At 60.4% G+C, this 11,964-nt stretch carries 7 protein-coding genes and 2 pseudogenes; 4 read left to right on the forward strand and 5 right to left on the reverse strand.

What is annotated here, in order from left to right:
* Positions 1 to 18 precede the first annotated feature (18 nt).
* Positions 19 to 978: a 4-hydroxybenzoate octaprenyltransferase gene (gene ubiA / locus FZ934_RS01565; protein WP_153269625.1), complete on the forward strand. Its 960-nt coding sequence runs from the start codon at positions 19 to 21 to the stop codon at positions 976 to 978.
* Positions 979 to 1,036: 58 nt separating this feature from the next.
* Here ubiA and FZ934_RS01570 read toward each other — a convergent pair whose 3' ends face one another.
* Entirely contained in the window at positions 1,037 to 1,603 is a 567-nt protein-coding gene (locus FZ934_RS01570; protein WP_153269626.1) for a DUF6101 family protein, read from the reverse strand.
* A 300-nt stretch (positions 1,604 to 1,903) separates the two neighbouring features.
* Here FZ934_RS01570 and FZ934_RS01575 point away from each other — a divergent pair.
* A pseudogene (locus tag FZ934_RS01575) lies at positions 1,904 to 5,184 on the forward strand (DUF1217 domain-containing protein).
* A gap of 64 nt (positions 5,185 to 5,248) precedes the next feature.
* Here the strand turns inward: FZ934_RS01575 and FZ934_RS01580 are convergent.
* From FZ934_RS01580 to FZ934_RS01590, 3 genes are all read right to left on the reverse strand, one after another.
* The gene (locus tag FZ934_RS01580) at positions 5,249 to 6,679 is read right to left on the reverse strand and encodes an FAD-binding oxidoreductase (RefSeq protein ID WP_153269627.1); all 1,431 of its coding nucleotides are present in this window, start codon (positions 6,677 to 6,679) and stop codon (positions 5,249 to 5,251) included.
* Between the two features lie 19 nt (positions 6,680 to 6,698).
* Entirely contained in the window at positions 6,699 to 7,673 is a 975-nt protein-coding gene (locus tag FZ934_RS01585; RefSeq protein WP_153269628.1) for an L-threonylcarbamoyladenylate synthase, read from the reverse strand.
* 102 nt (positions 7,674 to 7,775) lie between these two features.
* A complete protein-coding gene (locus FZ934_RS01590; RefSeq protein ID WP_153269629.1) occupies positions 7,776 to 8,384 on the reverse strand; it encodes a DUF6656 family protein in 609 nt (202 codons plus the stop codon).
* 414 nt (positions 8,385 to 8,798) lie between these two features.
* Between FZ934_RS01590 and FZ934_RS01595 the strand changes: the two genes are divergently transcribed.
* Complete coding sequence (locus tag FZ934_RS01595) at positions 8,799 to 10,043, forward strand: aromatic ring-hydroxylating oxygenase subunit alpha (protein ID WP_153269630.1); 1,245 nt, start codon at positions 8,799 to 8,801, stop codon at positions 10,041 to 10,043.
* A gap of 70 nt (positions 10,044 to 10,113) precedes the next feature.
* Here the strand turns inward: FZ934_RS01595 and FZ934_RS01600 are convergent.
* Positions 10,114 to 11,090 (reverse strand): annotated as a pseudogene (locus FZ934_RS01600) (glycoside hydrolase family 25 protein).
* A 156-nt stretch (positions 11,091 to 11,246) separates the two neighbouring features.
* On the opposite strand from FZ934_RS01600, the gene FZ934_RS01605 reads away from it, so the two are divergent.
* Complete coding sequence (locus FZ934_RS01605) at positions 11,247 to 11,783, forward strand: BA14K family protein (RefSeq protein WP_153269631.1); 537 nt, start codon at positions 11,247 to 11,249, stop codon at positions 11,781 to 11,783.
* Positions 11,784 to 11,964: the final 181 nt, after the last annotated feature.

Here is an 11,964-nt window from a genome sequence, read left to right on the forward strand (position 1 = left end):
CGATCGCTAGATGGCCACATGCAACAGATCGGCGGAATAAACGGGCGCGTTGCGGATGCGCCTTCGAACAATTGGGTTTACCGGGTCCTGCCTCAGTGGCTCTGGCCCTATGCGCAGCTTGCGCGCTGGGACCGGCCGATCGGCTGGCAGCTGCTGATGTGGCCGTGCTTCTGGTCGGCCACAATGGCTGCCAATGCCGCTGCCCACCTCGGCCAGTTTTCCGGTGGGCAACTGATCTTCCATCTGGTGCTCTATTTCATCGGTTCGGTAGCAATGCGCGGAGCAGGGTGCGCCTATAACGATCTCGTCGACCACAAGATCGATATGGAAGTGGCGCGCACGCGATCGCGCCCGCTGCCGTCAGGCCGGGTGACACGTACGCAGACCAAGCTGTTCATCGTGCTGCAGGCACTGGTCGGTTTGCTGGTCGTGCTGCAGCTGAACTGGTTTTCGGTCATCCTCGGCGTCGCCTCGCTGGCGATCGTCGCGCTTTATCCCTTTGCCAAGCGCTTCACCGACTGGCCGCAATTCTTTCTCGGGCTCGCCTTTTCCTGGGGCGCGCTGATGGGATGGGCGGCGATTTTCGGCAGCCTCGGGCTCGCACCGATCCTGCTTTACATCGGCGCGGTGGTCTGGACGATCGGCTACGACACGATCTACGCCCATCAGGACAAGGAAGACGATGAGCTGATCGGTGTCCGCTCCACCGCCCGGCTGTTCGGTGACAAGACCAAGCAATGGCTTGTCGGGCTCTACGGCTTGATGCTGGTTCTTACCTTCGCCGCCTTCGTGCTCGCAGGCGTCGGCATCATCGCCTATCTCGGCCTGCTGATCGCCGCCGGCATGTTCGCTTGGCAGATCGTCACGCTCGATATCAACGATGCCGATCAGTGCCTGGTGTTGTTCAAGTCGAACAATCGCGTCGGCCTGATCATCTTCGCTGGCCTTTTCCTGTCGCTTCTCTTCATCCTGCCGTAAGGCCCAAACGGAAAAGCCCGGCGCTATGGCCGGGCTTCCCTGATCCGATCGGCGCCGCTCAGCTGCGGGCGATGATTTCCTTGCCTTCGATCTTCATGGCGACGCCGAGCTTGCCGGTCGTGCGGCGCACGAGGAAGCGCGGGCGGCGGTTGGCGAAATAGGAATGGCGGCGGCGCGGCTTCAGGGCGCTGGTCCTGAGATCGCCGAGATGTTCTTCGAGCGGGCGCGCGATACCGTCGGCCTCGACCATCAGCATCGGAATGCGGAAGGCTTCGGACCAGCTGCGCCAGTCGGCGGCGATGTCGGCCAGGTCGTGAGCGACCAGCAGCGGCACGCAGAGCTCGGGATCTTCGTGGTGAAGTTCGAGGGTGACGGTGACCTCGCCGTTGCCATGGTCGATGGCGCGGGCTGCAACACCTTTGAAGGCGCGCTTCGGAAGTGCGATCGAAAGCGGCAGGCCGCTCGAAGGTAGAACCTTGCGCAGAATGGCGCCGCGTTCATCGATCGTTATGCTGACGTCATCTGAAGAGTCATGGATGGCGTAGCTGACCTGCTGGGGAAAGCGAGACGGATCGAGACGCAGTGTCGTTCCAGCCCATGCGGGCTTCATAACGGTGTTGTTCATGTTCATTCTACCCTTGTCTTACCTGAGAGCCGGTTTCCGGTCTTCTCCTCGGGGCTTTTCGCCCTCTATGGCTGAACAATAGGCGCCGCCTGTTCGAGACAGCTTAAAAATCGCGGTTAAGAAAACTTTGCCTCGGTGGATGGTTATCAAAACCGAAGCCGGCAAGGTTTCCGGAGGGTGAACGCGCTGTACCGCGATGCGACAGGGGAGTGGGTAAGTCTCGGGTAAGCTTTTCCAGGCAAAATGACGAGGTTACGTTTTGTCATTCTTTGAGTGATTTTTGCCGGAAGAGGGCGTCTTATGATCTCGGCTTCGATAGCTTACAACATCATTTCAGGCGATATGAAGAAGAGCCTGGATCGTGTTGCGTCGCAGGCGTCAGTCAAGCGCGATGTCGATTACTACAAAGAAAACATCAATAAAGTCAAAAACGTAGACGATTTTCTCGGCAACTACCGCCTTTATAACTATGCAATGAAAGCCTATGGCCTGCAGGATATGGCCTACGGCAAGGCGTTCATGAAGAAGGTGCTGGAAAGCGACCTGACGGATGCCAACAGCTTTGCCAACCGCCTCTCCGACACCCGCTACAAGGACTTTGCAGCCGCCTTCAATTTCAACACGCCGGCAGCAGACGCGCAGAGCGACGCGCAGGAAGACGATCTGATCGGCCTCTACAACCAGTCCTTCGCCGACGAGGGGAAGAATGCTGCGACCGAGACCGACTACTACAGCAGCGCCATGGATGACGTTCAGAACGTCTCGGATCTCGTCGACAACGATCGCCTCCGCTCCTATGCGATGAAGGCCTACGGGATCGATCCGACCTATGTTTCCAAGGACTTCCTGACGCAGGTCCTGACAAGCGATCTCAGCGATCCCAACAGCTTCGTCAACGTCAACGGGAACGACAAGTACAAGGCGCTCGCGGCGCAGTTCAGCTTCAATGCCGATGGCAGCGTGAACGGTTCGGCGCAGACGGCGACGCAAAAAGATGCGGTGATGGAGCAGTACAACCTGACCGTCCCGTCGATCGTTACGCCGGTCGCCGCCGATTACAATAAGGCCTACTATCTGTCCAAGATCGGGACGATCACCAAGGTCGATGATCTCTTGGCCGACAGCCGCCTGACGTCCTATATCAAGACGGCCTTCGGAATGTCGGCCGATTTCAGCAACGCGGCGCTGAAGTCGGTGCTCACAAATCCCAGTTATGCGCAGACGATGGACCTGACGGCCGCCTACCAGGCCTTCAATTTCAAGTCCGACGGCACCGTCCAGACGACAGCGCGAGCGCAAAGCGCGTCGCAGACCTCATCGACCGTGGCGGCTGCCAACAGCGCCTCGACCTACTACAATCAGCAGATCTCTGGCGGAACGATCACCACTGTTGACGGCCTGCTGGCCGATTCCAAGCTTGCCGCCTACATCAAGGACGCCTACGGCCTCGCACCCAATTTCAGCAACGCCGACCTGAAGAGCATCCTGACAGACTCGACCTATGCGGCGAGCGCCGGCCACAGCGACATCTATTCGGCGTTCAACTTTCAGTCCGATGGCACGCTCTCGGGTACGGCGGTGCAGACGACCACTCAGCGCAATGCGACGGTCGGCAAGGTCGTGGCGAACGGAAACTACTTCCAGGGCCAGGTCAGCAACTACAATACCGTCGACGATCTGATGGCTGATACCAGGGCGATCAGCTACCTGCGAAACGCCTATAACGTCTCGTCAACGGTCAGCGATGCCGATATGAAGACGATCCTGACGGATGCCAATACGGCAGCGAGCATGGGCTACAGCAGCCTCCATGAGGCATTCAGCTTCTCGTCGTCAGGTGGCCTGTCGTCCTTCTACGCGCCGCAGACGCCGAGCCAGATGTCCGCGACGTCGGATCTGGTGATCGCCTCGCGCACCTATTACAGAAACGCGATCGTGAAGGTCACGAACGTCGACGACCTGCTTGCCGACCCGCGGCTGACCAGCTTCATCAAGGATGCCTATGGCATGCCGCAGTCGATGAGCGACGCGGACCTGAAGAGCGTTCTCGTCGATCCGAACTACGCAAGCGCGCATGGCTATGACAAGGTCAACGCCGCCTTCAACTTCAAGTCCGACGGCAGCGTCCCCAACGACGTCAACGCTCAGACGGCGGCCCAGGCGCGACAGACGGCAACGAAGGCGAGCGGCAATCAGGATTATTACGAGAGCGCGATCAGCACCGTCGCGACCGTCGATGATCTGATCGCGGACCCGAAGCTGACCAGCCTCCTCAGGGTGACCTATCAGGTTCCGGCCGATCTCAGCGATGCCGACCTGAAGAACGTTCTGACCGATCCGACATTTGCGGAAACCAAGGGCCTCGCAAAGCTCAATGCAGCGTTCAGCTTCGCGGCCGATGGTTCCGCGCCTGCGGCCGGCGGCGCGCAGAACAGTGCCCAGCTGATGGACACGACTGATTTCTACGAAACCCGCTACGACGACGTCCAGCAGGCGGCCATCGACGATGCCGTCAGCAACTACAAGACGCGCATGGCCGACGGCAAGATCAAGTCGATCGACGATTTCCTGCGCTCCAATTCGACCTCCGACCTCGACAAGCAGAATGACGGCCTGCCTGATCCCTATCAGGTGGCGCTCCGCGCCTACGGCTTGACCGAACAGGATGTACCGCGCTCGATGATGCGCAAGCTGCTGAAGAGCGATCCCTACGATCCGAAGGGCTACGTCGCATCGCTCAAGGACGACCGCATCACCAACATGGTGCGCGCCTTCAACTTCGGCTCCGATGGCAAGATCACCTTCGAGATGCAGGCGCTGCCGTCTGCCGTGATGGCCAAGTACGCCACGAACTACAAGTCGCGTGCGACCATGGGCATGAGCGATGGCGCGCTGAAGGACAAGGCGTCGAAGGACGCTACCCAGGCGGTCAACGATTTCGCCAAGGGCATGGCCGAAGTGAAGACCGTCGACGACTTCGTATCGAACAGCAAGCTCACCGACCTTGTCCTGAAGGCAAACGGGCTGGACCCGAAGAAATACGACAAGGACACGCTGAAGAAGATATTCGAGTCCGATCCTTCCGATTCCAAGAGCTACCTGAACACCAAGGCGGACTCGAAGTTCAAGGAAATCGTCGCGGACTTCAACTTCGACAAAAGCGGCGAACTGACCCGCGCCAAGATCGGCACGATCCAAAACACCGGCGCCGAGGACCGTACGCAGCAGAGCTATCTCCAGCAAAGCCTGGAAACGCAGCAGGGCGAGAACAACGACGGTGTGCGTCTTGCGCTGTATTTCTCGCGAAAGGCGTCCAATATCACGTCGCTCTATACGATCCTCGGGACAAGGCACTGTTCCAGGTAATCACGACCACCTTCAACCTGCCGACACAGATTTCGAACATGGACGTCGCAAAGCAGGCGACGATGCTGAAGAAATTCGTCAACCTCGATGACCTGCAGGACCCGAAGAAGGTTGACAAGCTGCTGAAGCGCTTCACGGCGATGTACGATCTCAAGAACAACACCGATACGTCTCCGGCCTTGAGCATCCTGACGCACGGCGGAACGAGCAGCTAACGAAAAACGGGCGCCGTTTGCACGGGCGCCCGCTATCTCGGACCTGATCCTGGCTCGCGACCGATCAGTCGATGGTCACGACCTTGCCCGGGTTCATGATGTTTGCCGGATCGAACGACCGTTTGATGCGGCGCATCAGGTCCATCTCGATGTCAGGCCGGATCGCCGCCAGTTCGTCCCGCTTCAGCTGGCCGATCCCGTGTTCCGCCGAGATTGAGCCGCCGTGCGACAACACCAGCCCATGAACGATCTCGTTCATCTCGTGCCAGCGCGCCAGGAAGGCGTCCTTGTCCGCGCCGACAGGCTGCGAGATGTTGTAGTGGATATTGCCGTCGCCCATGTGGCCGAAGGCGCAGATGCGCGCACCGGGCATCGCCGCCATGACGGCTTCCTGCGCTTCCGCCATGAACTTCGGCACGGTTGAAACAGGCACCGAAACGTCGTGCTTGATCGAGCCGCCTTCGGGTTTCTGCGCATCCGACATGCTCTCGCGCATGTGCCACAGGGCCTTCTGCTGCGCGACCGACGACGCGATAGCGGCATCCTGTACGAGCCCGGTCTCGAAGCCCTGTTCGAGCAGCGCCGTCATCATGCGTTCCGCGGTTTCGGCCGAGTCCGAGGTGGAGATGTCGATCAGGACATACCAGGCGTGCTCGGATTCCAGCGGATCGCGCACCCCGTCGATATTCCGGGCGGTGATTTCGACGCCGAAGCGTGGCATGAGTTCGAAGCCCGTCAGCGATGTGCCGCAGAGGCTGGAGGCGAGGTTGAACAGCGCAAGCGCGTCGTCAACCGAGTTGAGGCCCGCGAAGGCGACCTGCTTGCCGAGCGGCTGTGGGAAGAGCTTGAGAACGGCACCGGTAATGATGCCGAGCGTGCCTTCCGCGCCGATGAAGAGATCGCGCAGGTCGTAGCCGGTATTGTCCTTCTTGAGACGTCTGAGGCCATTCCAGATCTCGCCGGTCGGCAGCACGACTTCGAGCCCAAGGCAAAGCTGGCGCATGTTGCCATAGGCGAGAACCGCGGTTCCGCCCGCATTGGTCGAGAGGTTCCCGCCGATGCGGCAGGAGCCTTCCGAGCCAAGCGACAGCGGAAACAGCCGGCCATGCGCTTCGGCCGCCTTCTGAACATCCGCCAGGATCGCGCCACCGTCGGCAACGAGAACGTTCGCGACCGGATCGACGTCCCGGATCTTGTTCATGCGCTCGAGGGAGATGATGATATCGGACTTGCCCTCACGCGGGGTCTGGCCGCCGACAAGTCCGGTGTTGCCCGTCTGCGGCACAACGGCTGTTCCCGTCTCCGTCGCAAGCTTGAGGATCGCGGAGACTTCCTCGACCGTTGCCGGCTTGAGCAGCATGGGGGAGGAACCATGGTAGAGGCCGCGGTTCTCGATCAGATGCGGTGCCAACTCCATCTCGCTGCGAAGCGCATACTTGTCGCCGACGATGGCGGCAAAGCGGTCGAGAAGGTCGGGGGAAACGCCTGCGCTCATGGAGTCTTCGTCCTCTTGGTCATTCTCTGGGAGCAGCGGCACGCCGCAGCCGGTCGTTTATAGCTTCGCCCAGGCCTTCGTCCGGGATCGCGGAAAATGCGATCGTGCCGGCGCCGCTGGCGTCGGCTCTTTTCATGTAGTCGAAGAGATTGGCTGCAGCCTCGGCAAGGTTGCCCTCCGGGCTGAGGTTGAGCACGATCGCGGCTTTCTCGGCGCCGGGCAGCGAGGTGGCACCAAAGGCGATGAACGCCTCGCCGGCGTCGATATGCGTCGCGCCCAGCCTGACGGCAGCCCCGGGCGCGTAATGCGACGCCAGCATCCCCGGCGCCTCGATGGCAGCGGAAGCCTTCTTCGCCCGATGCAGCTTCTGTCCGGCCACGCGTTCGATGTCTTCCGCCGGCAGCCCACCTGGACGCAGAAGACGAAGCTTGCCGTCCTCGACCTTGACGATGGTGGATTCGACGCCGACGACGCTTGCTCCCGCATCGAGGATCAGTTTCAGCTTGGCGCCGAGATCGGCCTCGACATGCGCGGCGCTGGTGGCGCTGATCTTGCCGGACGTATTGGCACTCGGCGCGGCGAGAGGCTTGCCGAAGGCACGGATCAGGTCACCCGCGAAACCGCGCGGCAGTCGGATGCCGACGGTATCGAGGCCGGCGGTCGCCAGGGAATGGATACGGCTTTCGGACCTCAACGGCAGCACGATCGTCAGCGGACCGGGCCAGAAGGCTTCGGCGAGCGCGCGCGATACCGGATCGAAGATCGCATACTGCTCGGCCATGGCGAGATCCGCCATGTGGCAGATCAGCGGATTGAAGCGCGGGCGGCCCTTGGTCTCGTAGATTCGCGTGATCGCGGCGGGATTGGTTGCGTCGGCGGCGAGCCCGTATACCGTCTCGGTCGGGATAGCGATCGGAAAGCCGTCGGCGAGCACGTCGCACGCGCTCTCGATCGCCTTTCGCGGATCCACGGTGATGTCGATGATATGCGCCATATGCTGCCCGAGTAATATTCCCGGCAGTCCATAGGCCTTCCGCGCCTCGCGATCAATATCGCAGCTGCCGGATGATCTCGATCAGAGCTTGCGAATGATCAATCAGAGCTGGCGGATGATTTCGCGCAGCTGTTCGTTGCGGGCGCCGAGAAGCAGCACGTTCTTGATCGCGACCTGCGGATCGTGGGTGCGGAAGAGCACGCCGTTGCCGCGCACGTTCCGGTCGATCGTCATCCTCTCGGCGGTATGCTCGCCCGGACGGATCGCCACGGCGAAGTACATGCGCGAATACTGGACATCGATATGCTGGAAGAAATTGTCGTTGTCGCCGATATCGGCATAGAAGTTGGCGATGTAGAACGCCCAGCTGACGTCCTCGTAGTGGGCGAACTTGGTCCGGGACGCGGTGACGTGGCAGTAGCCGAGATGCGGGCTGTCCCTCAGCGTCCGATGAAACACCATCTTCGGGAACTGTATCGCCCGATGGAAGCCGTTGATGTGCTGATGGGTCTTCTCACCGGCCGTTTGCAGCCGGCGCCCTGTCGTCTCCGCGACCTCGTCATGCGTCAGGTAGCGGCGTTCGGCTGCGAGCCAGTGGGCGCGGTTTCGCGTGATCTTGCCGGTTCGCAGGAATTCGGAATGCGGCGCGGCAGCCGCGTTTTCCGGCTCGTCCGTGGTCTGGGTCGTGTCGAAGTAACGAAGTTTCGCCATGATTGCATTCCGCATGCTCGGGAGATTGGCGAAAACGATAAGCAATCATGCTTAACGGCGTGTTAAGCGCCTGCCCGCATCTGCGCCCGGAAGAATTCGCTTCCGTGAGTGTCGCAAATAGATCATGCCGGCGGATTTCCTTTGAAGGCCGGTGTCTTTTCAGCCATCGGCTCCATGTCGCAAATGGCGAAAATGCCGTGCGCGCAGGCAGCTATTGTGGCATAAAGTGCTCGGATAACAAAGGTGATGTGGCTGTCGTCAATTTCGAAGCCGATGTCGCTTAGCAGCCACGAGGCCGGCTTTTGCGGTGATTATATACGCTAGAAGAGAATGTCTCCCGGTGGAGAGGAAGTACGTGCTTCCTGTGGTTGTCGCTCCCAGCAGGCGGTGGCCCGAACAGACGAGGATATGCATATGGATATTCGCAGCAACGCCCTGCGGCAGCTCAAGAATCGCCGCGAAGGTTTCAGCCTGGAACAGCCTTTCTATATCGACGAGGATTACTTCAAGCTCGATATGGAAATGATCTACTACCGCGACTGGCTGTTCATGGGCCATGATTGCGAGCTGCCGAAGCCGGGCGCGTATTTTACTGTTCAGATCGGCCAGTATCCTGTCGTCATCGTTCGCGGTCGCGACAACGTCATCCGCGCCTTCCACAACAGCTGTCGCCATCGCGGTTCGCGCGTCTGCACCAAGGAACACGGTTCATCGGTTCGCCTCGTCTGCCCCTATCACCAGTGGGCCTACGATCTTGACGGCAAGCTCGCCTTTGCTCGCCACATGGGCGATGATTTCGACAAGAGCGGCTATAGCCTGAAGCCGGTTCATTGCGAGAGCTTCGCGGGCTACATCTTCATCTGTCTCGCCGACAAGGCGCCCGATTTCCAACCTGTCCGCGACATGGTCGCCCCCTACATGCTGCCGCATCACCTGAGCGATGCGAAGGTTGCCTTCCAGAGCACGATCATTGAAAAGGGCAACTGGAAGCTCGTCTGGGAAAACAACCGCGAGTGCTATCACTGCGCGGCCAATCACCCGGAACTCTGCCGCACCTATCCGGAAGCGCCGAGCGTCACAGGAACCGATGGCGGCGCCGACGATCCGGAGATTGCAGGACATTGGGCCCGTTGCGAGGCCGCCGGCCTGCCGAGCAAGTTCCAGATTTCACCGGACGGTCAGTTCCGCACCGCCCGTATGCCGCTGATCGAAGATGCAGAGAGCTACACCATGTCGGGCAAGCGCGCCGTCGGCCGTGCACTGTCGGATGACGTGACGATCGACCGGATCGGCACCATGCTGCTCTTCCACTATCCAACGACGTGGAACCACATCCTCGGCGATCACGCGATCTCCTTCCGTGTGCTGCCGCTCAGCCCCAACGAGACGGCGGTCACGACCAAGTGGCTCGTGCACAAGGATGCAGTCGAAGGCGTCGACTACAATCTCGAGGAACTGACCCACGTCTGGACCGAGACCAACGATCAGGATCGGCGCATCGTCGAAGAGAACGCCTTCGGCATCCATTCGCCGGCCTACGAGCCTGGTCCGTACTCGATGCTGCATGAAGGCGGCGTCATGCAGTTCCTCGAATGGTATGGGAACTTCATGATCAACCGTATCCAGGGCGATCAGGCAAAGCTCTCCGTCGTCGCCTGATCGGCATATGGGATCTCCCAAGCGGCTCCGTTTCCTTGAGGGAGGCGGGGTCGCTTTCGTTTCCGGACGCTCAGAAATCCTGATAGTTCAGCGCGTTGATCTCGCGCTTCGGCACCGAGGACGTGGTGATCGGATCGAGCTCGCGAGCGGTGGCAAATTTTGGCTCCATCTCCATCTTAGCGAGAACCAGCGGCGGATCCGGTTCGCGCGCCGGCAGCAGCGCACCCCCGGCCCACACTTTCGCAAGCTCGCTTTTGCTCATCGGCGCCACGTTGACGTCGATATCGGTCAATGTTCCCGGCACCCGGTAGGGGCAGCGCCGCTTGCTGCAATTTACCCCGAGGAAAACTGCCAGAGCAGGTAATTGTCCCAGTTCGCCAGCGGAAAGACACCTTTGATGTCCGGCTTGTACCGCGCGTACCATAGCGGCAGGCGGGCGAGCACCGGGTAGTCGTTCCGGTAGGCGGCGATATAGCGGGCCGTGTTGTTGTTCGTGTAGAGCACGGGATAGCGGCCGGTGCGCGCCTTGATGTGACCGGCGAAGATCTGCGCATCCTCGAGCGACATGAAATTCTGCGGATCGAGACCTTCGATATCGAGGATCATCATTTCATCGGGCTTGGGATCGGCATAATCGAGGAAGTGGTTTGCCTGATCGATCGGGTTTCCGGGTCTTGCCAGATGATAGGCGCCCCAGAGCAGTCCCGCCGCTCGGGCGACCAGCCGCCGTGTCTGGAACAGCTCGCGGCTGACGGCGTACTTGCGCCACATCGTCTTGCAGTGCGCCACCGTATCGCCGGCATGGTCGCCCGTGCAGTCGAACGATTCGGGCAGCCCATCGGAAGCCTTGGAGATGAAGCCGGAAATGCGCTTGTCCGAAAGCAGGGCCTCCCAGTCGACGGTATTCAGTTCGTAGGCGTCGACCACAAGTGCATTGGCAGGGTCGTTCCAGGGGAGAGTGTCGGATGCCGTGGCGTGTTGAGGAACACTGGCTGCAAGCGCCAGAAGCAGAAGACGGAAGATGAATTTTCCACTGCAGCGCCTCATGGAACGAGCGTGGTGAAAACTGGTTAATGTCCAGTTAATCCGAGATGCCGCATATCTAAAATGCATCGCGAACAGCGAGATTTAAGTGAGGGTGGGAACAATATGCCACCATCTGCGTTGGGTTATGGGATTTTGCCTCTTGTGATCGGAGTTTCGATGATCAGTCGATTGAGAAAAATGGCGGTCGCGATCAGCGCGTCCATGATGCTTTTCGCCGGCGTGCTGCCGACGCAGGCTATGCAGATGCCGGGCGCACCTGAGACCGGCAAGACCGATGTCCAGAATGTGCAGTACTGCGCCTATGGCCGCTGCGCTCGCCCCGGCTACCGACCGGGCTATGGGCCTGGCTATCGCCCGGGTTATTATCCCGGTTACCGGCCCGCCTACCGTCCCGGTTATTATCCTGGCTATCGTCCGGCCTATCGACCGGGTTGGTACGGCGGCTATCGTGGCTATCCCTATTATCGCAACGGCTATCGCTACTATAACGGTTACTGGTTCCCGCTCGCGGCCTTCGGCGCAGGTGCCGTCATCGGTGGCGCGATTGCATCCGAACCGCGCTATGCGCCGGCGCCTGAAGGCGATTCCGCACACGTGGCATGGTGCGAAGCGCGGTACCGTTCCTATCGCGCCTATGACAATACGTTCCAGCCGAACAGCGGCCCGCGCCGGCAATGCGTCTCGCCGTATTGAGGCACAATAGCGAGCCCGACATTCATGTCGTGCTAAACCTCTCCGCCGTCACCCCGGCCTACGAGCCGGGGTCCAGCGTGCAAGTCCCTGCGCGCAAAAAGGCTCTTTGGCACCGCAGACGCGGTGCCGCTAGATGCCGGCTCAAGGCCGGCATGACAGAGAAAGCGATCGTTCCACGCGA

The organism is Rhizobium grahamii, assembly GCF_009498215.1.
In the GTDB taxonomy this organism is placed as follows: domain Bacteria; phylum Pseudomonadota; class Alphaproteobacteria; order Rhizobiales; family Rhizobiaceae; genus Rhizobium; species Rhizobium grahamii_A.

Excerpts from the sequence above, each read along its gene's own strand:
- FZ934_RS01570 (WP_153269626.1), bottom strand. The coding sequence starts at position 1,603 with ATGAACAACACCGTTATGAAGCCCGCATGGGCTGGAACGACACTGCGT.
- FZ934_RS01585 (WP_153269628.1), bottom strand. The coding sequence starts at position 7,673 with ATGGCGCATATCATCGACATCACCGTGGATCCGCGAAAGGCGATCGAG.
- FZ934_RS01605 (WP_153269631.1), top strand. The coding sequence starts at position 11,247 with ATGATCAGTCGATTGAGAAAAATGGCGGTCGCGATCAGCGCGTCCATG.
- FZ934_RS01595 (WP_153269630.1), top strand. The coding sequence starts at position 8,799 with ATGGATATTCGCAGCAACGCCCTGCGGCAGCTCAAGAATCGCCGCGAA.
- FZ934_RS01580 (WP_153269627.1), bottom strand. The coding sequence starts at position 6,679 with ATGAGCGCAGGCGTTTCCCCCGACCTTCTCGACCGCTTTGCCGCCATC.
- ubiA (WP_153269625.1), top strand. The coding sequence starts at position 19 with ATGCAACAGATCGGCGGAATAAACGGGCGCGTTGCGGATGCGCCTTCG.
- FZ934_RS01590 (WP_153269629.1), bottom strand. The coding sequence starts at position 8,384 with ATGGCGAAACTTCGTTACTTCGACACGACCCAGACCACGGACGAGCCG.